The 25,009-nt window shown below is 64.5% G+C and carries 28 protein-coding genes; 8 read left to right on the top strand and 20 right to left on the bottom strand.

Annotated features, from left to right (window positions below; genetic code table 11):
* Window positions 1-82 precede the first annotated feature (82 nt).
* Entirely contained in the window at window positions 83-2,251 is a 2,169-nt protein-coding gene (locus tag ACIQUS_RS19520) for a TonB-dependent receptor (protein WP_403049997.1), read from the top strand.
* A 10-nt stretch (window positions 2,252-2,261) separates the two neighbouring features.
* Window positions 2,262-3,722 (top strand): PepSY domain-containing protein, encoded by a 1,461-nt coding sequence (locus ACIQUS_RS19515; protein ID WP_403049994.1) that lies wholly within the window; start codon window positions 2,262-2,264, stop codon window positions 3,720-3,722.
* A gap of 124 nt (window positions 3,723-3,846) precedes the next feature.
* Here the strand turns inward: ACIQUS_RS19515 and ACIQUS_RS19510 are convergent, their stop codons facing one another.
* A complete protein-coding gene (locus ACIQUS_RS19510; protein WP_403049991.1) occupies window positions 3,847-4,770 on the bottom strand; it encodes a class I SAM-dependent methyltransferase in 924 nt (307 codons plus the stop codon).
* A gap of 106 nt (window positions 4,771-4,876) precedes the next feature.
* Here ACIQUS_RS19510 and ACIQUS_RS19505 point away from each other — a divergent pair, with 106 nt between their 5' ends.
* Window positions 4,877-5,569, top strand: coding sequence for an alpha/beta hydrolase (locus ACIQUS_RS19505; protein WP_403049988.1), 693 nt, complete (start codon window positions 4,877-4,879; stop codon window positions 5,567-5,569).
* Here the strand turns inward: ACIQUS_RS19505 and ACIQUS_RS19500 are convergent.
* Complete coding sequence (locus ACIQUS_RS19500) at window positions 5,556-6,461, bottom strand: DMT family transporter (RefSeq protein WP_403049985.1); 906 nt, start codon at window positions 6,459-6,461, stop codon at window positions 5,556-5,558. The two genes, ACIQUS_RS19505 and ACIQUS_RS19500, sit on opposite strands and share 14 nt — an antisense overlap.
* 131 nt (window positions 6,462-6,592) lie before the next feature.
* On the opposite strand from ACIQUS_RS19500, the gene ACIQUS_RS19495 reads away from it, so the two are divergent.
* Window positions 6,593-7,030: an Lrp/AsnC family transcriptional regulator gene (locus ACIQUS_RS19495; protein ID WP_285865813.1), complete on the top strand. Its 438-nt coding sequence runs from the start codon at window positions 6,593-6,595 to the stop codon at window positions 7,028-7,030.
* Window positions 7,031-7,186: 156 nt separating this feature from the next.
* Here the strand turns inward: ACIQUS_RS19495 and ACIQUS_RS19490 are convergent, their stop codons facing one another.
* The 3 genes from ACIQUS_RS19490 to ACIQUS_RS19480 are packed head-to-tail and all read right to left on the bottom strand — an operon-like array spanning window position 7,187 to window position 9,720.
* On the bottom strand, window positions 7,187-8,083 hold the full coding sequence (locus ACIQUS_RS19490; protein WP_403049981.1) for a transporter substrate-binding domain-containing protein: 897 nt from the start codon (window positions 8,081-8,083) through the stop codon (window positions 7,187-7,189).
* Window positions 8,084-8,092: 9 nt separating this feature from the next.
* Window positions 8,093-8,443 (bottom strand): RidA family protein, encoded by a 351-nt coding sequence (locus tag ACIQUS_RS19485; protein WP_403049978.1) that lies wholly within the window; start codon window positions 8,441-8,443, stop codon window positions 8,093-8,095.
* A 35-nt stretch (window positions 8,444-8,478) separates the two neighbouring features.
* Complete coding sequence (locus tag ACIQUS_RS19480; RefSeq protein WP_403049975.1) at window positions 8,479-9,720, bottom strand: D-amino acid dehydrogenase; 1,242 nt, start codon at window positions 9,718-9,720, stop codon at window positions 8,479-8,481.
* A gap of 105 nt (window positions 9,721-9,825) precedes the next feature.
* On the opposite strand from ACIQUS_RS19480, the gene ACIQUS_RS19475 reads away from it, so the two are divergent.
* A complete protein-coding gene (locus ACIQUS_RS19475; protein WP_403049972.1) occupies window positions 9,826-10,740 on the top strand; it encodes a LysR family transcriptional regulator in 915 nt (304 codons plus the stop codon).
* A gap of 13 nt (window positions 10,741-10,753) precedes the next feature.
* Here the strand turns inward: ACIQUS_RS19475 and ACIQUS_RS19470 are convergent, their stop codons facing one another.
* From ACIQUS_RS19470 to ACIQUS_RS19460, 3 genes are all read right to left on the bottom strand, one after another.
* Complete coding sequence (locus ACIQUS_RS19470; RefSeq protein ID WP_403049969.1) at window positions 10,754-11,416, bottom strand: histidine phosphatase family protein; 663 nt, start codon at window positions 11,414-11,416, stop codon at window positions 10,754-10,756.
* A gap of 206 nt (window positions 11,417-11,622) precedes the next feature.
* Window positions 11,623-11,961, bottom strand: coding sequence for an FKBP-type peptidyl-prolyl cis-trans isomerase (locus ACIQUS_RS19465; protein WP_403049966.1), 339 nt, complete (start codon window positions 11,959-11,961; stop codon window positions 11,623-11,625).
* A 68-nt stretch (window positions 11,962-12,029) separates the two neighbouring features.
* Complete coding sequence (locus ACIQUS_RS19460) at window positions 12,030-12,956, bottom strand: DMT family transporter (RefSeq protein WP_403050230.1); 927 nt, start codon at window positions 12,954-12,956, stop codon at window positions 12,030-12,032.
* 166 nt (window positions 12,957-13,122) lie between these two features.
* Here ACIQUS_RS19460 and ACIQUS_RS19455 point away from each other — a divergent pair, with 166 nt between their 5' ends.
* Window positions 13,123-14,016, top strand: a complete 894-nt coding sequence (locus ACIQUS_RS19455) for a LysR substrate-binding domain-containing protein (RefSeq protein WP_403049963.1) — start codon at window positions 13,123-13,125, stop codon at window positions 14,014-14,016.
* Here the strand turns inward: ACIQUS_RS19455 and ACIQUS_RS19450 are convergent.
* From ACIQUS_RS19450 to ccmA, 12 genes are all read right to left on the bottom strand, one after another.
* On the bottom strand, window positions 14,009-14,416 hold the full coding sequence (locus tag ACIQUS_RS19450) for a GFA family protein (RefSeq protein ID WP_403049960.1): 408 nt from the start codon (window positions 14,414-14,416) through the stop codon (window positions 14,009-14,011). The two genes, ACIQUS_RS19455 and ACIQUS_RS19450, sit on opposite strands and share 8 nt — an antisense overlap.
* A 113-nt stretch (window positions 14,417-14,529) precedes the next feature.
* The gene (locus ACIQUS_RS19445; protein WP_403049957.1) at window positions 14,530-15,468 is read right to left on the bottom strand and encodes a 2-hydroxyacid dehydrogenase; all 939 of its coding nucleotides are present in this window, start codon (window positions 15,466-15,468) and stop codon (window positions 14,530-14,532) included.
* A 47-nt stretch (window positions 15,469-15,515) separates the two neighbouring features.
* On the bottom strand, window positions 15,516-15,929 hold the full coding sequence (locus tag ACIQUS_RS19440) for a hypothetical protein (protein ID WP_403049954.1): 414 nt from the start codon (window positions 15,927-15,929) through the stop codon (window positions 15,516-15,518).
* Window positions 15,930-15,939: 10 nt separating this feature from the next.
* On the bottom strand, window positions 15,940-17,136 hold the full coding sequence (gene ccmI / locus ACIQUS_RS19435; protein WP_403049952.1) for a c-type cytochrome biogenesis protein CcmI: 1,197 nt from the start codon (window positions 17,134-17,136) through the stop codon (window positions 15,940-15,942).
* Window positions 17,129-17,605, bottom strand: a complete 477-nt coding sequence (locus ACIQUS_RS19430; RefSeq protein WP_403049949.1) for a cytochrome c-type biogenesis protein — start codon at window positions 17,603-17,605, stop codon at window positions 17,129-17,131. Before ACIQUS_RS19430 ends, ccmI begins: the two co-directional genes overlap by 8 nt.
* Window positions 17,602-18,135 (bottom strand): DsbE family thiol:disulfide interchange protein, encoded by a 534-nt coding sequence (locus tag ACIQUS_RS19425; protein ID WP_403049946.1) that lies wholly within the window; start codon window positions 18,133-18,135, stop codon window positions 17,602-17,604. The genes ACIQUS_RS19430 and ACIQUS_RS19425 overlap by 4 nt, the downstream gene beginning before the upstream one ends.
* Window positions 18,132-20,105: a heme lyase CcmF/NrfE family subunit gene (locus ACIQUS_RS19420; protein ID WP_403050227.1), complete on the bottom strand. Its 1,974-nt coding sequence runs from the start codon at window positions 20,103-20,105 to the stop codon at window positions 18,132-18,134. Before ACIQUS_RS19420 ends, ACIQUS_RS19425 begins: the two co-directional genes overlap by 4 nt.
* An 11-nt stretch (window positions 20,106-20,116) precedes the next feature.
* Complete coding sequence (ccmE, locus tag ACIQUS_RS19415) at window positions 20,117-20,572, bottom strand: cytochrome c maturation protein CcmE (protein ID WP_191833248.1); 456 nt, start codon at window positions 20,570-20,572, stop codon at window positions 20,117-20,119.
* On the bottom strand, window positions 20,569-20,745 hold the full coding sequence (ccmD, locus tag ACIQUS_RS19410) for a heme exporter protein CcmD (RefSeq protein ID WP_028945460.1): 177 nt from the start codon (window positions 20,743-20,745) through the stop codon (window positions 20,569-20,571). Before ccmD ends, ccmE begins: the two co-directional genes overlap by 4 nt.
* Window positions 20,742-21,518: a heme ABC transporter permease gene (locus ACIQUS_RS19405; protein ID WP_403049942.1), complete on the bottom strand. Its 777-nt coding sequence runs from the start codon at window positions 21,516-21,518 to the stop codon at window positions 20,742-20,744. The genes ccmD and ACIQUS_RS19405 overlap by 4 nt, the downstream gene beginning before the upstream one ends.
* 43 nt (window positions 21,519-21,561) lie before the next feature.
* The gene (ccmB, locus tag ACIQUS_RS19400; RefSeq protein WP_403049939.1) at window positions 21,562-22,230 is read right to left on the bottom strand and encodes a heme exporter protein CcmB; all 669 of its coding nucleotides are present in this window, start codon (window positions 22,228-22,230) and stop codon (window positions 21,562-21,564) included.
* On the bottom strand, window positions 22,227-22,859 hold the full coding sequence (gene ccmA, locus ACIQUS_RS19395; protein WP_403049936.1) for a cytochrome c biogenesis heme-transporting ATPase CcmA: 633 nt from the start codon (window positions 22,857-22,859) through the stop codon (window positions 22,227-22,229). The genes ccmB and ccmA overlap by 4 nt, the downstream gene beginning before the upstream one ends.
* A gap of 188 nt (window positions 22,860-23,047) precedes the next feature.
* On the opposite strand from ccmA, the gene ACIQUS_RS19390 reads away from it, so the two are divergent.
* Both ACIQUS_RS19390 and ACIQUS_RS19385 read left to right on the top strand, forming a co-directional pair.
* Window positions 23,048-24,616 carry a flagellar hook-length control protein FliK gene (locus ACIQUS_RS19390; RefSeq protein WP_403049933.1) on the top strand — a complete coding sequence of 523 codons (1,569 nt, stop codon included), beginning with the start codon at window positions 23,048-23,050 and terminating at the stop codon, window positions 24,614-24,616.
* Window positions 24,613-24,960 carry an EscU/YscU/HrcU family type III secretion system export apparatus switch protein gene (locus ACIQUS_RS19385; protein WP_403049930.1) on the top strand — a complete coding sequence of 116 codons (348 nt, stop codon included), beginning with the start codon at window positions 24,613-24,615 and terminating at the stop codon, window positions 24,958-24,960. The genes ACIQUS_RS19390 and ACIQUS_RS19385 overlap by 4 nt, the downstream gene beginning before the upstream one ends.
* The last annotated feature ends 49 nt before the right edge of the window (window positions 24,961-25,009 follow it).

Here is a 25,009-nt window from a genome sequence, read left to right as displayed (position 1 = left end):
CCTGCCTGAAAACCGGCCCTTTTCTGCCGCGCCTGCCTGACAGGTGCTGCGGGCCGCTGGCTCACTCTCCAGAGTTCGCTCCATGCCCTATTCCTATCGCTTTTCCGGTTGCGCGGCACTGTTTTGCGCGCTGTCCTTCAATGCCGCGGCCGATACGCCGCTGACCCTGCCCGACCTGCGCATCGAGGGGCGCGCCGACAACGAAGAGGGCGTGCTGCTCGACACCCCGTCGCAAACCGGCTCGCGCCTGGGCCTGACCCCGCGGGAAACCCCAGCCTCGGTGACCGTCGTCAACCGCCAGCAGATCGAACAGCGCGGCGCCCAGACCACCCAGGACATGCTCACCGGCGTGCCCGGCATGACCGCTGCCTCACCGCCCGGCTCGGCAGGCTCGGTGGCCTACCGGGGTTTCTCCGGCGCGCAGATCACCCAACTGTTCAACGGCATCAGCGTCCAGTACGACGCCATCGCCGCGCGGCCGGTGGACAGCTGGATCTATGACCGGGTCGAGGCCATCGGCGGGCCGTCGAGTTTCCTGTTCGGCGCCGGTGCCGTCGGCGGCTCGATCAACTACATCACCAAGCTGGCCAGCCGCGACGAGTCCTTCAACGAAGGGCGCATCAAGTACGGTTCCTACGACAGCAGCGAAACCTCGTTCGGCTTCAACCACGCCCTCAACGAAGGCGACGGCATCCGCAACTATGCCCGCCTGGACTTCAGCCATACCCACAGCAACGGCTATGTCGACCGCGAGGAGCGCGACGCCTGGAGCGTGGCCTTCTCGTTGCTGACCGACATCAACGATCAGCTGAGCCACACCCTGGCCCTGGAGTACCAGAACGAGACCGTCGACAGCCCCTACTGGGGCAGCCCGGTGCTCAACCCGCTGGGCGGCGAGATGAAGGTCGACGAGAGTCGTCGCTTCGAGAACTACAACGTCGAGGACGGCCGTTACGAGCAGCGGGTACGCTGGTTGCGCTCGATCACCGAGTACCGCTTCAATGACGCTACCTCGGTGCGCAACACCCTGTACCACTACAACACCGAGCGTAACTTCCGAAACCTCGAAACCTACGCCTACAACGCCGACAACAGCCGGGTCAATCGCTCCAACGCGCTGTTGCAGCGCCACGACCAGGAGCTCAACGGCAACCGCTTCGAGCTGCTGCACCAGGGCCAGTTGCTGGGCATGGACAGCCAGTGGTCGAGCGGGGTGGACTACAGCCACAACGTGCAGATGAACTACCCGCGTTCGGTCACCGGCGTGTTCGACAACGTCGACCCGGCCAACTTCGATCCCGGGCACTTCTACGACCTCAAGGGCATGGTCCCCGGCTACCAGAAGAACCGCCAGAACACCGTGGACACCTGGGCGGCGTTCCTGGAAAACCGCCTGCAACTGACCGAGCGGCTGTCGCTGCTGACCGGCCTGCGTCATGACCATATTGACCTTGAGGTGCACAACTACCGCACCGTCGATGCCAACAACCCACTGGACTACAAGCAGAACTACGAACCCACCACCGGGCGCGTCGGCCTGGTCTACCAACTGACCCCGGCGGCCAACGTCTACGTGCAGTACAGCACCGCCGCCGATCCACCGGCCGGCATCCTGACCACCGCCACCTTCGCCCAGCTGCGCGATTTTGACCTGAGCACCGGCAAGCAGATCGAAGTCGGCAGCAAGTTCGACTTCCTCGACGGCCTCGGCGCCGCCACCCTCGCCGCCTATCACATCGAGCGCAAGAACCTGGCCACCGCCGACCCGGCCAACCCCGGTTTCACCCAGCCGGTGGGCAAGCAGTCGTCGCGCGGCGTCGAGGTGTCGGCCTCCTTGCACGTCACCCCGAAACTGCTGGCCGAGGGCAACTTCGCCTATGTCGATGCCCAGTACGACGAGTTCAACGAAAACGTCGGCGGCACCAGCGTGTCGCGCAAGGGCAACACACCGACCAACATCCCCGAGCGGGTGGCCAACTTCTGGCTGACCTACGACATCGACCCCAACTGGCAGGTGGGGGGCGACAGCCGTTACGTGTCGTCGGTGTATGCCGATGCGGCCAACACCCGGCATGCGCCGTCCTACACCCTGTTCGGTGCCTTCCTCGGCTACAAGGTCGATACCGACACCCGTATCACCGCCCGGGTGCGCAACCTGACCGATGAAGTCTATGCCCGCTGGACCTCGTCGAGCATGCTCTACCTGGGTGCGCCACGGACCCTGGAGCTCGCCTTGCAGACACGCTTCTAGGACACCGCCGATGAAACGCTACCTGTACCTGTGGCACCGCTGGCTGGGGATCGGGCTGTGCCTGTTCATGGCCCTGTGGTTCTTTTCCGGGATGGTCATGCTCTATGTCGGTTATCCGAAGCTGACGCCCCGGGAGCACCTGGCCCATCTCCCGACACTGGCGCTGCAGGACTGCTGCGTCGACCTGGAAACAGCCTTGACCGCCGCCGATGCGCAGCGAACGCCTTCGGGCATTCGCCTGAGCACGGTGGCGGGCGTGCCGCGCTACCTGTTCAGCTATCCGGGTCGCAACAATGTGGCGGTGGAAGCCCGTACAGGCCAGCGCGTGGGGCCCATCGACCGCGACCAGGCCCTGGCCGGTGCCCGCCAGTACGATCCACTGGCGATGCCGAGCTACCAGGGCGTGGTGGAGGAAGACCTGTGGAGCCACTCCCGCGCCCTGGATGCCGACCGCCCGTTGCAGCGGGTGCGACTGGCCGATGTCGACGGCACCTTGCTGTACATTTCCGGGCACACCGGCGAAGTGGTCCGTGATGCCAGTGCGCTGGAACGTGGCTGGAACCTGGCCGGCGCCTGGCTGCACTGGCTGTACCCGTTGCGTGGCATCGGCCTGGACGGGCTGTGGAGCAACCTGGTGATCTACCTGTCCCTGGCTACCACGCTGATGGCGGTACTGGGCGCAATCATCGGCGTGCTGCGCTGGCGCATCCGCAAGCCCTACCGCAGCGGCTCACGCTCGCCTTATCGCGGTTTTGCCCGCTGGCACCATATCGGCGGCTTGCTGTTCGGGGTACTGGCGATCACCTGGATCTTCAGTGGCTTGATGTCGATGAACCCCTGGCGGATCTTCAGCGCTGGTGCACCGCTGGACATGGCCGCCTACCAGGGTGGTCCGTTGACGGCAGCGGCCTTCCCGGTTTCGCCAGCGCAGGCACGGTCGCGCTTTGCCGAGCAAGGGTTTGTCGCACGGGAGCTGGAATGGCGCCTGATTGGCGGTGCCGGTTACCTGGTTGCCTACGATGGCGCAGGTCGTACGCGGTTGTTATCAATGGCTGACGGGCAAGTGCTCGAACGCCTGCCGGCGCAGGTGCTGGAACAGGCCGCCCAGGCGGTGCTGCCCCGGGCACGGATGCACAGCGAACGGCTCGATGTCTACGACTTCCATTACTACGCCAGGGCTGAACAGAGCATGCTCGGGCACCTGGAGAAACGCCTGCCGGCCTTGCGCGTGCGCTTTGACGATCCGCAGCAAACCTGGCTGCACCTGGACCTGTACACCGGTGAAGTGCTGGGTGTGGTGGATCAATCCAGACGCGCCTCGCGCTGGCTGTTTGCCCTGCTGCACAGCTGGGACTGGTTGCCGTTGCTGGAGCGGCGCCCGCTGTGGGATGCCTGGATGATCGTCTTCAGCCTGGGCGGCATGGTGCTCAGCGTCAGCGGCGTCGTGCTCGGCTGGCGCCGCCTGCGGTAGTTGCCGCCAGGCTGCGATCGAGCATGTAGGAGCGGGCTTGCCCCGCGATTGCGCCGTATCAGTCACATCGCATCGCGGGGCAAGCCCGCTCCTACACAGATATGCCCTCAAACCATAAAGCCCTCTACAACCGAAACACCAACGCCTTGAGCCCACCCACCGGATCGACATCAGCAAACTCCGGCGGGTTGGCCAGCCGCTCGACAAACTTGAGCCCCGGCGCCTCTTCTGCCATCTCCTCGATCAAAAAACCGGGCCCGATCCCCGGATCATTCACACACGCAAGCACTGTTCCCCCGGCGGTCAGCAACTCAGGCAAGCGCCGCAAAATCTTCCGGTAATCCTGGGTCAACACAAAACTGCCCTTCTGGAAGCTTGGCGGATCGATGATGATCAAATCATAGGGTCCGAACTTGCGCACCTTGCCCCACGACTTGAACAGTTCATGCCCGAGAAAACTCACCCGCCCCAGGTCATGCCCGTTGAGCCGGTGGTTATCCCGCCCCCGGCTCAGGGCCGAACGCGACATGTCCAGATTGACCACCTGCCCGGCCCCGCCAGCAACCGCCGCCAGCGAAAAGCCACAGGTATAGGCGAACAGGTTCAACACCCGTTTGCCCGCCGCCTGCTCCCGCACCCAGCGCCGGCCATAACGCATATCGAGAAACAGCCCGGTGTTCTGCTTGAACCCCAGATCCAGCTGATAACGCAGGCCGTCTTCATCGATCAGCCAGTGCTCACTGGGCTCACCCAGCAACCACTGCCCCGGGCTGTCAGGCAGGTAGCGGTGCTGGATGAGAATCGCCTGCGCCGTCCAGCAAGGCGCCTGAGCCAGACTCAGCAGCATCTGCTCAAGGGCCGGCAACTGCCCGGCTGGCGGCTCGCGAAACAGCGAGACCAGCAACACGCCCTGCAGCCAGTCCACGGTGATCTGCTCCAGCCCCGGCCAGCAGCGCCCACGGCCATGAAACAGGCGCCGGGTTTCGGCCGGCGCCGGATCGAGCGCGGCAAGCAAGTGGTGGTGAAGGGTGTCGATCACAGAAGTCATGGGCAGATTCAACAAGAGTAAAGCTGGCTATTCTACCCTGCCCGCCGCCAGGAAACGGCAGCAGCATCTACACTGCCATTCCCACCCTCTGTGCTGGACAACCATCATGAGCGAGAAACCCACCATCGTTCTGGTCCACGGCTTCTGGGGCGGTGCCGCCCACTGGAGCAAGGTCATCCTCGAACTGTCGCGCCTCGGCCACCGCAACCTGCACGCCGTGGAAATGCCCCTGACTTCCCTGGCCGACGACGCCGAACGCACACGCAAGATGGTGGCCGGCATTCCCGGCAAGGTGCTGCTGGTCGGCCATTCCTATGGCGGTGCGGTGATTACCCAGATGGGCAACCAGGCCAATGTCGCCGGCCTGGTCTACATCGCCGCCTTCGCCCCCGACGACGGCGAAAGCCCGGGCAGCATCACCGGGCAGAAGCCGCCCGAAGCCGCCGCCAACCTGCAACCGGACAGCGATGGCTACCTGTGGATCAAGGCGGACAAACTGCATGAGAGCTTCTGCCAGGACCTGAGCCTGGACGAAGGGCTGATCATGAGCGTGACCCAGAAAGCCCCGCTGGCCAGCACCTTCGGCGACACCATCAGCAACCCGGCGTGGAAGCACAAGCCCTGCTGGTATCAGCTCTCGACCCATGACCGGATGATTCACCCGGACAACCAGCGATCCATGGCCAAGCGTATGAACCCCAGAGAACTGCTGGAGCTGGACGCCAGCCATGCCTCACTGGCGTCCAGGCCCGCCGAAGTGGCGGCGCTGATCGACCGGGCAGCCGTCAGTCTGGCTTGACCTGCGCAGCCTTGATCGCCGGTTTGAACCACCAGCCTTGCTGCATACCGGCCGCGGCCAGCAGGATCGCGGCCACGCCCAGCCATTGCAGCATCTCCAGGCGATGGCCAAAGGCGAACCAGTCGACGAAGATCGCCGCGATCGGGTAGATGAACGACAAGGCCCCGGTCAAGGCGGTCGGCAGCTTCTGGATCGCGCCGTAGAGCAGCACATACATCACCCCGGTATGGACGATGCCCAGGGTCACCAGGCTGGCCAGCGCGCCGGCGTCGGCGGGCAGGCCCGAGGTATTGGCCCAGGGCGCCAGCAAGAGCACGCCGGTGCACACCTGGATCAGCGCGATCAAGTGCGGCGGCGTACCGCTCAGGCGCTTGATGATCAGCGCCGCCACGGCATAGAGGAAGGCCGCGCCCAGAGCAAGTGCGATGCCCACCAGGTAGTCATCGCCGCTGCCGCTTTGGCTGCCATGGGCACTGACGATCGCCAGCATGCCGAGAAACGACACGGCCAGCCAGAACAACTTGGGCACGGTGATCTTCTCACCGAGGAACAGCGCCGCCAGCCCCACCAGCATGAACGGCTGGACGTTGTACACCGCCGTGCCGATGGCGATCGAGGCCCGTGAATAGGAGGCGAACAACAGCACCCAGTTACCGACGATCGCCACGCCACTGAGCACCGCCAGGGCGAAGGTGGTGAGGGTCAGGATGCCGGGCTTGAGAAAGCCCATGGCCAGGCAGATCAGCAGCAAGGTGCAGGCACCGAACACACAGCGCCAGAACACCACATCCAGCACCGGCTGCCCGGATACCAGCACGAACCAGCCGATGGTCCCCGAGATCAGCATCGCGGTGACCATTTCCAGCGAACCACGGCGTATTGAACTGTCCATCACTCACCTCCTTGACGATGGGCAAATTATGACCTGTGTGACTGGGGTCATTCCAGCGGATAAAACAGGCTAAGCTGACAATCTACCTTTACTATCAAGGCAGATTTAGCAATCTACCTAACGAGGCAGCGATGACCGACGATATCGACCAGTTGTTGATCCAGGCGCTGATGGAAGACTCGCGACGCTCGCTCAAGGCGTTGGCACAGCTTAGCGGGCTGTCCGCCCCCAGTGTCAGCGAGCGCTTGCGGCGTCTTGAGGAACGCGGCGTGCTCAAGGGCTACACCGTGGAAATCGACCCGCGCTGTTTCGGCTACCAGTTGCAGGCCATCGTCCGCGTACGACCGTTGCCGGGCCAGTTGCAGGAGGTGGAGCGGCAGATCATGGCCATCCCCGAGTTCACCGAGTGCGACAAGGTGACGGGGGATGACTGCTTTATCGCTCGCTTGCATGTACGTTCGATGGAACAGCTCGACACGTTGCTGGACAAGCTCAACAGCCACGCCGAGACCAACACCGCGATCGTCAAGAAGACCCCGGTGAAGCGGCGCCTTCCCCCGATGGCTTGATTGCCTGATGGTGTAGCCGCTGCCGCCAGGCTGCGATCGGTCGCGAAGCGACCGTAAAGCCTGGCGACCTCGGTGCGTCAGGTACAACGAGGTGCCCGAGTTGCGACTGCTGCGCAGTCGATCGCAGCCTGGCGGCAGCGGCTACAACATGCAGCTTTATTGCACCGGCTCGCTCGAGGGCTTGGCAATCAACCCCTTCAGCTCACTGGTCATCGGAAACTCCAGGTTCAGGCCCTTGGGCGGAATCGGCTGCTCGAACCAGCGCTGGTAGATGCCCTCGATCCGGCCACTGCGGTAGACCTGCGCCAGCGCCTCGTTCACGGCCGCCAGCAACGGTTCATCGCCCTTGCGCACCATGCAGCTGTAGATCTCCTTGGACTGCGCCTCGCCGACCACCACCCAGTCGTGGGGATCGCGCGCCTTGGCCCGCTCGCCATAGAGCAGCGCGTCATCCATGTAGAACGCCGCGGCACGGCCGGACTGCAGCATCATGAACGCTTCGCCATGATCCTTGGCGCTGATCACGAAGGCGCCGAGGTTGTGCTCAAGGTTGTAGTTCTTCAGGTACTTCTCGTTGGTGGTGCCCGCGGTGCTGACCACATTCTTGCCCTTGAGGTCATCCAGCCCCTGGATGCCACTGCCCTTCTTGGTCAGCAACTGGCCCTTGACGAAAATGAAGCCGTAGGAAAAATCCACCTGCTTCGCACGCTCGGCGGTAACACCCGTGGTACCGCATTCCAGGTCGACCGTGCCGTTCTGCACCAGCGGAATCCGCGTCTGCGAGGTGACCAGGTTGTAGCGCACCTTCAGGTCCGACATTGCCAGCTTGCTTTGCAGGTGTTTGACGATTTCCCCGGCCAGGTCGACCGAGTAGCCCATGGGCTTGCCGCTGTGGTCACCGATATAAGAAAAAGGAATGGATGAATCCCGGTAGCCCAGGGTGATGCTGCCCGAGTCGGCGATTTTCTTCAGGGTACCGGTGAGCGGCGCGGTGTCGGCCAGGGCCGAATGGGCAAACAACAACGACAGGGCAAGCAGAGCGGGTTTGAACATGACGATCTCCTAGCCGCGCACGGCGATGACAGTGATTTCCACACGCACGCCGGGGCGCGCCAGTTCAGCCTGCAAGGTGGTGCGGGTCGGCGCAAGACCGGGTTCGAGCCAGGCCGACCAGACCTCGTTCATCGCCTCGAAATCGGCAGCGATATCCTTGAGGTAGACAGTCGCGCTGAGCAACTGGCGCTTGTCGCTGCCCGCCTCGGCCAGCAGCGCGTCGATCTTGTCCAGCACCTCGCGGGTCTGTTCGCGGATTTCGCGGGCCTCAGTCGGCACCTGGCCGGACAGGAACACCAGTTGCCCGAACAGGGCAGCGGCGCTCATGCGCTCGTTGCTGTGCAAACGGGTAATCGACATCGGGACACTCCTTGCGGTTGTTGTTCTTGTGAAGGTCAGGCGGCCCGGGGGGACAGCCCGTGCAAGTCGATCGATGGCGCGCGGCCGGCGATCAGTTCGGCCAGTAGCGCACCACTGGCACAGGCCAGGGTGAAGCCCAGGGCGCCATGACCGAGGTTGAGCCAGAGGTTGCGGTAACGCGTCGCCCCCAGCAAGGGCACGCCACTGGGGGTCGCCGGGCGCATGCCGGCCCACTCGCGGGCATGGCTGTAGTCGGCGGCATCGGGGAAGGTCGCCGCCGCCAGCTGACGTATGCTGGCCAGCCGCGCCGGGTCCAGGGATTCGTCGAAACCGACGATATCGACCATGGCGGCGACGCGCAGCTGATCCTCAAGACGCGCATAGACGATCTTGCGGTCGTAGTCGGTAATGCTGGCTTCCGGCGCCTGCTGGCCGGCCAGGATCGGTGCGGTGAGGCTGTAGCCCTTGAGCGGATAGATCGGCAGTTGCAGGCCCGGCAGGCCAAGGCTGGCACTGCGATGACCGGCGCACAGCACCAGACGCTCCACCGTCATGACCTGTCCGCCCAGCTCCAGCGCCTGGATCGCGCCATCCGCATGACGGATGCCGGTGACAGGCTGGCCCAGCATCAGCCGGCACTGGCCGGACGCCTGCAGGCGCTCGACCAGGGCCAGGCAGAAACGATGGCAGTCGGCGACTTCCTCGTCGGCGGTGAACACCCCGCCAATGAACGGCGCACCGGCCAGGGCCGGCTCCAGCGCGGCGATGTCCGCAGCACCGAGCACCTGCTGGCCGTGCGGGTCGAGCAGATGACTGCGCGCATGGGCGAAGCTGGCCGGGTTGCGGAACGTCACCAGTTTGCCGTTGCGCCGCCAGGCAAAGCCCTCCAGCCGGTCGGTTTCACGCCACTGTGCCAGGGTCGCCTGGCTGTGCAGGGCCAGGCGCAACAGGTGGGCGGCATTGCTGCGGTTGACCGAGGTCCGACAGGCCGCCATGAAGCCTGCCAGCCAGCGCCACTGGGCCAGGTCCAGGCGCGGGCGCAGCTTGAGCGGCGAATCGCTGCGCAGCAACCAGCCCAGGGCTTGCAGCGGTACGCCGGCATCGGCCAGCGGCGAAACGTAGCGATAGGACAATTGTCCACCGTTGGCAAAGCTGGTGCCGGCTCCCAGGGTGTCCCGCGCCTCGACCAGGTCCACCGCAAAGCCTTCGCGTACCAGGGCATAGGCCGTTGCCAGACCGATGACGCCGCCGCCGATGACTGTTACCCGCTGTGCCATGAGTGTTCATCCACCAATCCGAAGGCCTTCAGGTTAGGGCCGGTGACAGCCGCCGGATAATGAATAAAAATGGGCCGGCCATAAACAAAGGTTATGGGGTCCAGCATGCGTTTGCGTCACATTGAAGTGTTCCAGGCCATCCGCCAGACCGGCTCGATCAGCGGCGCGGCGCAGTTGCTGCACGTGACCCAGCCGGCGGTGTCGAAAATCCTCCAGCACGCCGAAGCCCAGCTGGGCTTCCCGTTGTTCCTGCGGGTGCGGGGCAAGTTGCAGATCACGCCCGAGGCCCTGGCCCTGGAGCGTGAGGTGGACAAGGTCAGCGACAGCGTTGAAGGCGTGCGCCGCCTGGCCGCCAGCCTGCGGCGCCAGCCGGGCCTGCAATTGCGTATCGGTGCCACGCCAGCCCTGGCCCTGTTGCTGCTGCCACCGGTCATCAGCCAGTGGTCCGAGCGTCATCCGCAGTCCGAATGCGAGCTTTCAAGCCTTCACAGCCGAGAGTTGGTGCAGCAGTTGCTGATGCGCGAAATCGACGTCGCCCTGACCTTGCGCCACCCCGACCACCCGGGCCTGACCGTGCAGCCCCTGGCCCATGGCGTGCTGATGGCCCTGGCGCCCAAGGGTTACTGGAGCGAGACGGACCTGGGCTCACCGCTGGCGGTGGAAGCCCTGGCCGGTGCGCCGTTGATCGGCCTGAGCAGCAGCGACCCGCTGGCCGCGCAGGTGGGCAGTTACCTGAAGAACCTGGAACCGGCGCCGCGTATCGGCATTCGCGTGCAGACCTACTCCCTGGCCCGGGCGATGGTCGAGTCCGGCGCCGGGCTGGCGCTGATCGACCCCTTCACCGCCCTGGGTTCGCAGCACACGGTGGTGCGCCCCCTCAATCCACCACTGCCCATCACCTTGTATGCCCTGACCCGGGCCAACGAAAGCCATCCGCACACCCTGGACGACCTGTTGCAGTTGTTTGGCCAGCATGCCCGCGAGCAAATTGCCCGGGTGCCTGCCCTGCCCCGTCCTTGAGCCTGGGCAGTCATCAGCTCGGGCAGCTGTGCTCGCCGTTGTTCAGGCCCTGCTTGTAGTTGCGGCTGAGCAGGCTGGCCTTGCCATCGTGCCAGGTCAGGGTCAGCACGTAGAGCGAATCGAAGTCTTCACCGTCCCAGTCCTCGGTGATCACCCGCTTTTCGCCCAGGGCTTTGCCGGCCACGGTATTGATCAGTTCGGGCAAGTAGCCGTGGGACCAGGCGGTGTAAACCGTGGCGTTACGGTACTTGTCCTGCAGCAGCTCATCGGCCAGTGCGGCGGTGTCATTGGCGCCAAAGTCGATGTTCACCGGCAGGCCGAGCTTGATGGCGCTGGGGCTGATGGTCATCAGCGGGCGGATGTAGCTGTAGGCGTCGTCCTTGCTGCCCTCTTCCACATGGCGGGACGGATCGGCGGCAAACACGTAGTCGGCCTTGCCGAATTTCTCCGGCAGCAAGGTGGCCAGGTCCAGGGCGCGGTTCAGGCCCTGGCAATTGAGCTGGCCAAGGCCTTCGCCAGGCTTTTCGGCATGGCGCAGGAACACCAGGGTCTGGGTACCGTCCACAGGCTCGGCACGGCTTTCAACCGCCTCGACGGCCAGCAGCGCGGCACCAGCGAGCAAGGCCAGTGAGCACAGGACAGGGCGGTGACGTTTGAACAGGGTGGGCAACTTCATGAAACGGGCTCTTTACGGCAAAAAGGGGTGTGGCTGACCCGCCGTGACACGACGCGGCCGAAGCCGCGGGTGATCCCTGTCTGTCGTACCGTCCGTGGTGCGGGCTATCTGAGAGTGCGATAAACCCGATTGGTTCGATCCCTGCCTGCTCGATCCCGAGCACCTGTGATTGTACTGCCTTGATATTGCCGAATTACGACCGTCGATCAGTCGTCGCGGGTGAGGACTTCCAGCAGCTCGATTTCGAACGTCAGGTTCGAATGCGGGGTGATCGCGCCCATGCTGCGTTCGCCGTAGGCCAGATGCGAAGGCACCACCAGCTTGCGCTTGCCGCCGACTTTCATGCCCATCAGGCCCTGGTCCCAGCCTTTGATCACCCGACCGGTGCCGATCACGCACTGGAACGGCTTGCCGCGATCGTAGGACGAGTCGAATTGGGTGCCGTCATCCAGCCAGCCGGTGTACTGGGTGGTGATCAGGGCGCCTTTGACGGCCTCCTTGCCCTCACCCAACTGGATATCGATGATTTGCAGCTCGCTGCTCATGCTTGACCTCGTGGTATGTGTATCAACGCAGCCTTTTCGCAGGATCGCGCATTTTTTGCAAGGCGCTATCAGGCTGGGGCAGGCGCTTGCGCCCTGGTGGGCCCATGTTGGCGCATCGACCAGCAGACACCGCCTATCACCAGCACGATCGCCGCCGCTTCCAGCAGGCTCGGCCCGCTCTGGCGCCAGATGAAGGCATACAGCAAGGCGAACAGGGTTTCGAAGACGATCAACTGGCCGCTCAGGGTCAGCGGCATGCGCCTGGACGCGGCGTTCCACAACAGCGCTGCCAGCCACGAGCCGAAAATCGCGCAACCCAGGCTGTAGAGCCAGAACAAGCCCCAACGCTCGGTCGGCGCATCCACCTGCAATTGGGCGGGTTGCCAGAGTGCAAGCGCCGCCACCAGCACCAGGCTGAACAAGCCGGTCATCACCCCGCACAGCACCGACCACTGGTGGCTGTCGAAATGCCCGCTCAGTTTCAGGCAACGGCTGTTGTGCACCGCGTACCAGGTCCAGCAGGCCAGGGCTCCAAGGGCATAGAGAACGCCGATGATCTTGTCGCCCACAGGGCCCTGTTCGACGGCGAAGGTCTGCAGGTTGATGCACAGCATGCCCGCCAGAATCAGGGCCAGCGGTGCGAACAGTTGCTTGAGCGCCACCCCGCCGCTGTCATGCCGACCATACAGGGTGATGGTCAGCGGCAAGACCCCGACGATGAGTGAAGCCGGTGCCACGCCCAAGCGCTGGATGGCCGCCACCAGGCAGATGAAATACAGCAGGTTGCCGATCAGTGCCAGGCGCCCGAGCATCCACACATCCTTGAGGGTCAGCCGCCCCAGGGCCTTGCGCATAGGGATGGCGAGCACCAGGGTCACCGCGCCGAACAGCACGAAGCGTGCGCAACTGAGCAGCACCGGGCTGAACTCGGGCAACAGTTGCGGCACCATCAGTACCAATCCCCACATCGCGCCAGCTATTCCGGCATACGCCACACCCAGTCTCACGTGCCTGCTCCTGTTCGAAGAAGTGCGCAGGCTATCCCTTGCGCAGGCGCCGGACAAAAGATCATTCGGCATGCAGGTATTCCTGTAGAGAATACCTTCCCTGCGCAAAGCATCGATCCTATGATGCAGCCATTCCCCAGACCGGACAGTCAGCATGAGCCGCTTCAGCCGTCACCTCCCCCCGCTCGACACCCTGATCGCCTTCGAGGCGGTGATGCGCACCGGCAGTTTCACCCGCGCCGCCAGCGAGCTGTACCTGACCCAAAGCGCCGTGAGCAAGCAGATCAAGCTGCTGGAAGAGCACCTGGGGGCAGTCCTGTTCGAACGCCGCGCTCGTGGCATCGCCCCGACCAGCGCCGGTGCCGAGTTCAATGCCATTGTCGAACCCATGCTCGAACGCCTGCTGGCCAATGTCCTGCGCCTTAAAAGCGGCCATGGCAGCCGCAATGTCAGCGTTATCTGCACCCATGCGGTGGCCCAGTACTGGCTGTTTCCACGGCTGCTGCGCTTCAACGAACAGCACCCGGAGCTGACCGTCAACATCCACGCCAGCAACGAGATCGGCGAAAGCGACATTGCCCACTACGACTTCGGCATTCTCTACGGCCACGGCCAATGGAGCTCGCTCAAGGCCGACAAGCTGTTCGACGAAACCATCTACCCCATCGCCAGTGCCCGGCGGGTATTGCCCGACGTCAGCTCATTGAGCGAGCTGCAGGCCCTGCCCTTGATCCAGCTGGATGCTTCGGCCTGGAACTGCCTGGACTGGCAGGACTGGTTCGGCCATCAGGGCCTGGCGTACAAAGCGCCGGCCGATGCGGTGACCTTCAACCAGGTCAACCTGGTGTTCGAGGCGGTGATGCAGGGGATGGGCGTGGGGCTGGGCTGGGAATTCATGGCCCGCGAGCGCATCGAGCAGGGTTCGATCCGCCAGGTATCGCCGTTCGTCGTGCACACCGGGCAAGCCGACTACCTGGTGCACGACAAACAGGCCAGTTGCTCGCCGGCGGCGCAGGTGTTCGCCGCCTGGCTGTTGGCGCTCAGTTGAACAGGGCCTCGACTTCGGCGCCGGTCATGGTTTTGGTCTGGTTGGCGAAGCAGTAGTACTTGGGTTTGCTGTCGACATACACCTGCAGGTCGAAGACCCAGTCGGTATCGCCGTCCAGCACCCCGACCGACACCGAGTCGAATTTTCCGTTTTTCAGGCGGTACAGCAGGTGGGTGCCGCACTGACCGCAGAAGCCGCGCTCGGCCCACTCGGAAGAGTCGTAGAACTTCGGCGTTCCGGCGGTGAATTTTACCGGGTCCGCACAGTGCACCGAGAACAGCGGCCCACCGGCCCATTTGCGGCACATGCTGCAATGGCAGGCATCGACGCTGGCGTTTTCCAGGTTGACGCTGAGTTTGACGGCGCCGCACAGGCAGCTACCGTGCTTTTCCAGGGACATGGTCAAAGCTCCTTGCTGAGGTAGGTAGCGGCTGAGTCTAGTAGGAGCGAGCTTGCCTCGCGAGGCGATGTGACTGACATTCCGCTTTCGCGGGGCAAGCCCGCTCCCACAGGCTACGCCGTCACCGGGGTCAGCACCGGTTCGCCGGCAAAGAAGGCCTGCAGGTTCTTCAACACCAGCGCCACGGTATCGCGCGCCGCATCCGGCGACTGCCCGGCCACGTGCGGTGTGAACACCACATTGCCCAGGGTTTTCAGGGCATCCGGCACCGCCGGTTCGTCATCGAACACGTCCAGCCCGGCACCGGCAATGGCGCCATTGCGCAACGCCTCGACCATGTCGGTTGTGCTGACCACGCTGGCACGGGCGATGTTCACCAGAAAACCGTCCGGCCCCAGCGCTTCGAGCACGGGCTTGTCGATCAACTGGCGGGTGTTGGCGCCGCCGGGCGTGGCGACGATCAGGAAGTCCGAGGCCTGCGCCAGCGCCAACGGGCTATCGCAGTAGGTGTACGGTACATCGCTGCGCGGTGTGCGGTTATGGTAGTTGACCTGCATGTCGAAACCCAGCGCCGCGCGCCTGGCAATGGCCAGGCCGACGGCACCAAGGCCGAGGATACCCAGGCGCTTGCCGCTGACCGAGGGACTGATGACCCGGTTCCACTCGCCACGCCGGGTCGAGGCATCGGCGCGGGGGATGTCGCGCACCACCGCCAGCAACAGGGCCATGGCATGGTCGGCCACTGCCGTGGCATTGGCGCCGGCGCCATTGGTGACGGTGATCCCACGCGCCGCCGCGGCAGCCAGGTCAACCTGCTCGTAGCCGGCGCCGATCACACAGATGATCTTCAATGCCGGCAAGGCCGCGATTTCATCGGCGGTGAGCCCCAGCGGGCCACGGGTCAGCACTGCATCGATCTCGCCGCCCTGGCGGGCGATGGCATCGGCGCGCAAGGCCGGGGTCTGGGCGCGAATCAGGCGAAAGCCTTGTTGCTCCAGCAAGGGCAGGTAATCGTCGACTGTCTCTACCAGCACCAGTACCGTCTGTGTCATTTCATGCTCCCGGGCAAAAGGCCAGGGCGCATTATGCGGACTTCGACCTACTGCGCGAAAGCCCGGCCCAGACCGCCTGGCACGCCACTGCTGTCGGTTTCCTGCCAGGGCCCGTTGAGGTTGGTCGACCAGCTCCAGCCGTTGTTCCAGCGGTAGTAGGTGCGCTGGCGGTAAAAGGTGTTGGTCTGGCCTTCAAGCACATAGACGCCCAGGCGCGGGTCCCAGTGGCTGGCCCCACCCGGTGGTGGCGCGAAGCTGGCCGAGGTGCGCGGCATCGGCTTTGGCGCCGGGGTCACCGCAGGTTTGCTCGGCACCGTGCTCGGGCGCGGTGCCGGCTTGCTGGAGGGCACCGGCGGCAGCTTTTCGATGGGCGGTGTGGTGGGCTCGTAAGGCTGGTGAACAGTACACGCACTCAGGCCCACGGCCAGGGAAAGAAGGGTCAGGCGTGCGATGCTGTTCATAAGGGGTCTCTTACTTGTCCGGGCTATCGATGGTCAGCTGCTGGGCAGCGGTGGTGCTGCTGGCCAGCGGACTGCTGTGACCGATCCACTCACCCTGGGTCGGCTGGCCTGCGCGCGAGACGCGTGCAACCAGTTGGACTTCAGGAAAGCTGGACAGTTTCATGTTTGGCATCATTGCGTCGCTGTCGCTGAGTTCGACCTCGATCGGCAACTGGGCCACGGTCACCCGCTTGGCCGCCAGCGGCATCGGCGGGCCTGCACTGGCGCGGGCGAAGATGAATACCGTGTCGTCGGGTTTGACCTTGTCCTTGAGCGCGGCCGCCAGTTCCACCCGCACCTTGAGCCGGGGCCCGGCAGCCACGGCCGGGGCGGCCTTGCCGTCACCGGCCTTGAGCTTGTCCCGGGCGCGCTCGATACCGCCCTGCAGGGCCGCGCGCGAGGCGTCGCCTTCGGGCAGTTGCACCAACAGGCGATTCCAGTAGTCGATGGCCTGCTGGTAATGCTCGGATTCGAACGCGGCGATACCGAGCAGGCCCAGGCTGGTAACCTCGTTGGGGTCGGCCTTGAGCGCTTCGTCGGTCAGGCCCTGCAGCTGCTCGCTCCACTGTTTGCCGTTGGCAAAATACAGCGCCTGGGCCCACTGCCCGAGCAGCTCCGGCTGACGGCCGGCCAGGTTGGCGGCTTTCTCGAAGACCTTGGCCGCATCCGCCGGGCGCTCCTGGGCCATGTAGGCACGGCCGAGGAAGTACAGGCCTTCGGCCGAATCCGGCTGGGCCTCGACGGCACGTTCCAGGCGTGTGGTCATCTCTTCCATGGAGTGCGGCGCATTGGCGAATTCCTGGGTCAGCGCAACTTCCTCGCTGGCGCCGAAATGCAGGTACAGGCCCAGGCCGATCAGCGGTACCAGCAGCGCCGCCAGCAGGGGCAGCGGCTTGCCCAGGCGACCCAGGCGCTGCGGCTCGGCATTCTCGGTGTCGGCCAGCAATTCGCGGGCGGCTTCGTCCCGGCCCTTGGCCAGTTGCGCTTGGTCGAGCACGCCGGCCGCTTGCTGGGCGCTCAGCTCAGCGACCCGCTCCTGGTACAGGGCGACGTTCAGGGCGGTGCGGTCTTCTTCCGGTTGCGCACGACGGCCACGCAACACCGGGATCAGCAGAAAGCTCAGGGCCACCAGTAACAGCAGGCCTGCGGCAAGCCAGAAATCAGTCATGGGTCTGTTCTTTATCCAGCAATTTGGCGAGGCGCTCGCGCTCCTCGGGGGAAAGGTCGACAGGGCCACCGGTGCTCTGCGCACGGCGCTTGCGCACGATCAGCGCGAGCAGGCCGAAGCCGCCCACCAGCAATACGCCCGGGCCGAACCAGAGCAACCAGGTGCGCGCTGTCAGCTCGGGCTTGTAGCGGACGAAATCACCGTAGCGATCGACCATGAAGTCGATGATCTGCTGGTTGCTCTTGCCTTCGCCGAGCATGCGGAAGATCTCCCGGCGCAGGTCGGCGGCGATCGGCGCATTGGAGTCGGCGATGTCCTGGTTCTGACACTTGGGACAGCGCAGTTCCTTGGTCAGGTCGTGGTAACGCTCGCGTTCGGCGTCATTGGCGAACTGATAGGTGTCGATGGCCGCCTGAGTCACCCCGGCAAGACCCAGCCCCAGCACCGCGGCGGCAAGCCAGCGCTTCATGGTTTGGCCTCGTCGACAAGCCCCTGGTACAGCGGCGCCAGTTGTTCACGCCAGACCGTGGCATCGACCACACCGACATGCTTGAAGCGGATGATGCCCTTGGCATCGATCACGAAGGTTTCCGGCGCGCCGTACACCCCAAGGTTCAGGCCGAGGCTACCCTGCTCGTCGCGGATGTCCAGCTGGTAGGGGTTGTGGAACTCGGCCAGCCACTTGAGCGCGGCGGCGTTGTCATCCTTGTAGTTGACGCCATGGATGACCACGCCCTGCTCGGCCAGCTTGTTCAGGTACGGGTGCTCGACCTTGCACGACGGGCACCAGGTGGCCCAGACGTTGACCAGGGCCGGCTTGCCGATCAGGTCGGCCTGGGTCAGCGGCTTGCCGTCCACCGACTGCAGGGAGAACGCCGGGAACGGCTTGCCGATCATCGCCGAGGGCAGTTCGGTGGGGTCCAGGAACAGGCCCCGGTAGAGAAACACCGCCACCAGCAGAAACACCGCCAGCGGCAGTACCATGATCCAACGCTTCATGCAGTTGCTCCAGACATGCCCAGTACTTCACGCACCCGGGCTTTGACCTTGACTCGATAACGTCCATCCATGGCCGCCAGCAGGCCACCCAGGCCGGTCAGCAGACCACCCAGCCAGATCCAGCGCACGAAGGGTTTGACATGCACGCGCACGGCCCAGGCGCCGTTGTCCAGCGACTCGCCCAGGGCGACATACAGGTCGCGGGTGAAGCCGGCGTCGATACCGGCCTCGGTCATCATCGACTGCTGCACGGTGTACAGGCGTTTTTCCGGGTGCAGCACGCTGATCTCGCGACCGTCCTCGACCACCCGCACCGTGCCCTTGTCGGAGGTGAAGTTCGGCCCCTCGAAGTGTTTGGCGCCTTCGAAGATGAACTGATAGCCGGCCAGTTCCACCGACTCGCCCGGTGCCAGGCGCAGGTCGCGCTCGGCGCTGTTGTTGCTCGACAGCACCACGCCCAGGGCGCAGACCGCCAGGCCCAGGTGCGCCAGGTGCATGCCCCAGTAGCTGCGGTTCAGACCGCGCAAGCCCTTGAACAGGCCTTTATGGCGGGTCTTGTCGACGATGTCGCGCACGCCGGCCAGGACAATCCACGCCGCCAGGGCGAAGGTGGTCAGCACCGGCCAGTCGAAATCATCCACCAGCAGCCCGCCGACAGGCGCCAGCACGGCGCTGGCGATCAGTACCGGGGTGAGCATGCCGGCCAGCCAGCGGGTCGGCGTGTCTTTCCAGCGCACGATCACGCCAATGGCCATGACCACCATCAGCAGGGCCATCAGCGGAATGAACAGCGCATCGAAGTACGGCGGTCCTACCGACAGCTTGGCGCCGGTCAGGGCGTCGAGGATCAGCGGGTACAGGGTCCCGAGCAGGATCATCGAAGCGGCGACCACCAGCACGATGTTGTTCGCCAGCAGCAGCGTCTCGCGCGACCACAGGGCGAAACCGACCTGGCTCTTGACCACCGGCGCGCGCAGGGCGAACAGGGTCAGCGAACCACCGACCACGAACAGCAGGAAGATCAGGATGAACACGCCGCGCTCGGGGTCGGAGGCGAAGGCGTGCACCGAAGTGAGCACCCCGGAACGGACCAGGAAGGTACCCAGCAGGCTCAGGGAGAAAGCGGCAATGGCCAACAGCACGGTCCAGCTCTTGAACACCCCGCGCTTCTCGGTGACGGCCAGGGAGTGGATCAGCGCCGTGCCCACCAGCCAGGGCATGAACGAGGCGTTTTCCACTGGATCCCAGAACCACCAGCCACCCCAGCCCAGTTCGTAGTAGGCCCACCAGGAGCCCAGGGTGATGCCGATACCCAGGAAGGCCCAGGCGACCAGGGTCCAGGGCCGCGACCAGCGGGCCCAGGCGGCGTCCAGGCGACCGCCGAGCAAGGCGGCGATGGCAAAGGCGAAGGCCACCGAGAACCCCACGTAGCCCATGTACAACATCGGCGGGTGAACGATCAGGCCGATGTCCTGCAGCAGCGGGTTGAGGTCGCGACCGTCGGTCGGTACCTGCGGCAGCAGGCGCATGAAGGGGTTGGAGGTAACGATCAGGAACGACAGGAAGCCGACGCTGATCATGCCCATCACCGCCAGCACGCGCGCCAGCATCACCTGCGGCAGTTGCCGGGAGAAGATCGACACGGCGAAGGTCCAGCCGCCGAGGATCAACGCCCAGAGCAGCAGCGAACCTTCGTGGGCGCCCCATACGGCGCTGAACTTGAAGTACCAGGGCAAGGCACTGTTGGAGTTGCTGGCGACGTAGGCGACCGAGAAGTTATCGGTCATGAAGGCGTGGGTCAGGCAGGCGAAGGCAAACGCCAGGAAAGCGAACTGCCCCCAGGCCGCCGGCCGCGCCAGGCTCATCCACAGGCTGTCGCCGCGCCAGGCACCGAGCAACGGCACGATGGCCTGCACACCGGCAAAGCAGATCGCCAGGATCATGGCCAATTGGCCGAGTTCGGGAATCATCAACGCCGCGTTCATGGCTTGGCTCCGGCATCGGTAGCCGCCTGGCCACTCTCCTTGAGGGCCTTGGTCACTTCCGGCGGCATGTACTTCTCGTCGTGCTTGGCCAGCACTTCATCGGCCACCACCACGCCTTCGGCATTGAGCTTGCCCAGGGCGACGATGCCCTGCCCTTCGCGGAACAGGTCAGGCAGGATACCGCGGTAGGTGATCGGCACCGACTTGTTGAAGTCGGTGACCACGAAGCGCACGTCCAGCGAGTCGCCGGAGCGTTGCAGCGAGCCCTTCTCGACCATGCCGCCGGCGCGGATGCGGGTATCGAGCGGCGCCTCGCCGTTGGCGATCTGGGTCGGGGTGTAGAACAGGTTGATGTTCTGCTGCAGGGCGCTCAGGGCCAGGCCCACGGCAATGCCCACGCCGGCCAGCAGGCCGAGGATGATGAACAGGCGCTTCTTGCGTTGCGGATTCACTGGTTGCTCTCCCGGCGCAGACGGCGCGCCTCTTCTTGCAGGTAACGGCGCCGGGCCAGCAGGGGCGAAGCGACGTTGACGGCCAGCACCAGCAGGCAGATGCCGTAGGCCGACCAGACATACAGGCCGTGATGGCCCATGGCGAGAAAATCGCTGAAGGACGCGAAGCTCATCGTGCCACCTCCCGACCCAGGCTGTTCAATACCTCCTCCCTGACCCAACTGGCGCGTGCTTCGCGCTTGAGCACTTCAAGGCGCATGCGCAGCAACAGCACGGCACCGAAGAAGCAGTAGAAACCCAACACCGTCAGCAGCAGCGGCAGCCACATTTCGGCGGGCATGGCCGGCTTTTCGGTGAGGGTGAAGGTGGCGCCCTGGTGCAGGGTGTTCCACCACTCCACCGAGTACTTGATGATCGGGATGTTGATCACCCCGACGATCGCCAGCACCGCGCACGCCTTGGCCGCGCTCTCACGATTGCTGATGGCCTGGCCCAGGGCAATGAGACCGAAGTACAGAAAAAGCAGGATCAGCATCGACGTAAGGCGTGCATCCCAGACCCACCAGCTGCCCCAGGTCGGTTTGCCCCAGATGGCCCCGGTGACCAGCGCCACGGCGGTCATCCAGGCGCCGATGGGGGCGCCGCACTGCAGGGCGACGTCGGCGATCTTCATCTTCCATACCAGGCCCACCACCCCGGCCACGGCCAGCATCACGTAGCAGGACTGGGCCAGCATGGCGGCCGGCACGTGAATGTAGATGATGCGAAAGCTGTTGCCCTGCTGGTAGTCCTGGGGCGCGAAGGCCAGGCCCCAGATCACGCCGATGCCGATCAACAGGATCGCGGCGACCGCCAGCCACGGCAGCATGCGGCCACTGATGGCATAGAACCACTTGGGCGAACCCAGTTTATGAAACCACGTCCAGCTGATTGCGCTGCTTTTCATCACGGTACATCCAGGGTCTTTGCTGGGCGATGCCCAGACCTCATTATTCGCCGACGCTGATCTTCAGGCCAGCCGCTATTGCAAAGGGTGCCAGGGTTACTGCCAGGGCGGTCAGGCTACCAAGCCAGAGCAGATAACCGGTCGCCGACATAGCTTGCAGTGCCGCCTGCAAGGCGCCACTGCCCAGGATCAATACCGGGATATATAACGGCAAAATCAGCAAGGCCAGAAGCAGGCCACCACGCTTCAAGCCGACCGTCAGGGCCGCACCCACGGCCCCCAGCAGGCTCAGCACCGGTGTGCCGAGCAGCAAGGATGCCAGCAGCACCGGCAGGCACGCCGAAGGCAAACCTAGCATCAGTGCCAGCAAGGGTGCCAACAATACCAGCGCCAGACCGGAAAAGGCCCAGTGTGCCAGCACTTTTGCCAGCACCAGAAGAGGCAGGGGGTGCGACGAAAGGACCCACTGCTCCAACGATCCATCCTCGAAATCACTGCGAAAAAGCCCGTCCAGCGAGAGCAGAACCGATAAAAGTGCCGCGACCCAGACCAGTCCAGGAGACAAGGTTTGCAACAATTGAGTTTCGGGACCGACCGCCAGCGGGAACAGCGCAACGACAATGGCAAAGAACACCAGCGGGTTGAGCAACTCGGCCGGACGCCGGCACAACAGACGCGCCTCGCGGCGCAACAACAGAACAAAAACACTCATGCCGCCCACTGCCCCAGGTTGAGTTCACGGTAACCGGAGGGCTTGTGCGTCAAGCTGTGGTGGGTGGTCAGGACCACCATGCCGCCCTGCTCGCAATGCTCGGCCAGGTGCGCTTCCAGTTGCGCCACGCCCTGCTTGTCCAGGGCGGTGTAGGGTTCATCGAGGATCCACAGCGGCGGGCTGTCCAGGTACAGCCGGGCCAGGCCCACGCGGCGTTGCTGGCCAGCGGAAAGGGTGTGACAGGCGACATCTTCGAAGCCACGCAGCCCCACGGCGGCCAGGGCTTGCCAGATCGCCCCGGGCTCGGCCGGACGGTGCAAGGCGCAGAGCCAGGCGAGGTTTTCTTCGGGCGTCAGCAGGTCCTTGATCCCGGCGGCGTGACCAATCCACAGCAGTTGCCGGGCCAGTTCACTGCGCTGCTCGGCCAATGGCTGGCCGTTGAGCAGGATCTGTCCGGCGGTGGGCTGCATCAGGCCGGCCAGCAGGCGCAACAGGCTGGTCTTGCCGCTGCCGTTGGGGCCGCTGATCTGCAGCATGTCGCCGGCGCACAGCTTGAATTCGAGGTGCTCGAACAGCAAGCGCCAGTCGCGCTCGCAGGCCAGGCCCACGGCTTGAAGAAGTGGGGTCACAGTTTCGCCTTATGCTTGGGATGCCTGTCTCAAGTCGACTCGGGCCTTGCCGATACACTGGCAATGGCAACACCGCCCGGCCGCTCTGTATGCTGCGGCCCAGGCAGGTCCGGGCCGCAGCGTGATCGGCCGGCATTATACATGCGAAGTCCTACTGTAAAGAGGGCTATTTCGACAGGTTGTATACAATGACAGCTGACATCGGCAGTCTCGGCTCACAAGCGCCGACTTCACCCGCGCCACGCCCGGCCAACCCGACCGGCGAGCTGCTAAGGCTGTTGCAAGCGCAACCGGGCCTGCTTGCGCCCGGCGAAATCGCGCGGGCCGAGGTGGTGTCGTTGCGCCAGATGGGCCAGGATTTCCAGCTTTTGCTCAGGCTGACCCAGGACAGCGGCAAACAGATCAACGTTCAGGCCACCAGTAGCCAGGCCATGCCCCAGGGTAGCCAGTTGGCGGTCAGCCAGACCTCCAGCAGCAACCTGAACATTGCCCTGCAGCAGGTCGTCGCCAGCAATGTGAACAGCTTGACCCGCATCGACACCGTCAGCATGCCCGTCGGCAGCCTGCTGCAAGGCAAGGTGCTGACCAGCCAGGCGCTGCCGCAGACGTCTGGCCAACCGGTGCAGTATCGCTCACTGGTCGGGCTGCTCGGGGCCAATAACGGTACCACCCTGACCCTGGACAGCCCTCGCCCCCTGGCCATTGGCAGCCTGCTCAGTGCCCGGGTCACCGGCGAGCAATCCTTGCAGTTCCTCCCGTTGAGCGGCCGCCAGGATCAACTGGCCATCACCCAGCAACTGGGCGCCCAGCAAAACCGCCAGGCGTCACTCCAGGGACTGCTGGCCGCGCTGCAACGTCTGCAGGGCGACAGCCGTCAACCGGATGAGCTGCGCGCGAGTGTGGACAAACTGCTCGCCAGCCTGCCCGACCCAGGCCAGCTCAGCGACCCCAAGGGCCTGGCCCGGGCGCTGAACAACAGCGGCGTGTTTCTCGAAGCCAAGCTGTTGGCAGGCCTGCCGCAAGCACTGGCACCCGACCTCAAGAGCCAGGTCACCCGCCTGATCGCGCAATTACTTCCCAGCCTGCCCGGCAATGCCCCGTTCAACCCGGCGATAGCCGCCAGCAGCCTGGCGCAGGTGATGCCCGGCATGGTGCGCACCGCGCTGGGCATGCTTGGCCAGGTCAGCCCGCGCCCTCACCCGAGCGCCTTTCCCCTGCCCTCGCGCCTGCTGAAAAACCACGACGGCGAAGACAGCCTGGAACATTTGCTACGCCTGGCGGCAGGGGCCCTTTCACGCCTGCAGACCCATCAACTGGCCAGCCTTGAACAAACCGGCACCACGCCCGACGGCGCGCTGCAGACCACCTGGCAACTGGAAATCCCTGTGCGTACCGGCCAGGAGTTCACGCCCCTGCAACTCAAGCTGCAGCGTGAGGAAACCCGCGAACAGCAAGACGATCCGGAGCGCGAACGGCGTGATCCACTGGCCATGGCCTGGCACATCGAACTGTCCTTCGACCTGCACCCGCTGGGGCCGCTGCAAGTCCAGGCACAGATCAACCAGGGGAAACTGAGCAGTCAGTTCTGGGCCGAGCGCCCGGCGACTGCACAATTGATAGACAGTCAGTTGGGCAACCTGCGCGAACGCCTGCTGGCGCGCGGCCTGAATGTTGGCGACCTGCATTGCCACCCGGGCACGCCACCCCAGGGTCCGCGAACACACCTGGAACAACGTTGGGTGGATGAGAACGCATGATCGACAACACGCCGCGCCAGGCCATCGCCCTCAGCTACGACGGCGACCAGGCCCCAACCTTGAGCGCCAAGGGTGAGGACGCCCTGGCCGAAGCCATCCTCGCCATCGCCCGCGAACACGAGGTGCCAATCTACGAGAATGCCGATCTGGTGCGCCTGCTGGCGCGTATGGAGCTGGGTGAGCAGATTCCCGAAGCCCTGTACCTGACCATCGCCGAAATCATTGCGTTTGCCTGGCAACTGCGTGGCAAGGTGCCTGATGACTATGTCGACGAGGGATTGCGAGAGCGGGATATCACCCCTGGCAACCAGCGCCTTTCAGCGGACTCAGCCGCGTTGGAATAGCACTATGTAACGCCTCCCCCCTCCTTGATGGCAGGAAAGTGAGTACTCA

The sequence above is a fragment of the Pseudomonas sp. NPDC090755 genome, from assembly GCF_044769005.1.
Lineage (GTDB): Bacteria > Pseudomonadota > Gammaproteobacteria > Pseudomonadales > Pseudomonadaceae > Aquipseudomonas.
Note: the sequence above shows the minus strand (reverse complement) of the source record. Positions and strands in the feature narration are given on the sequence as shown.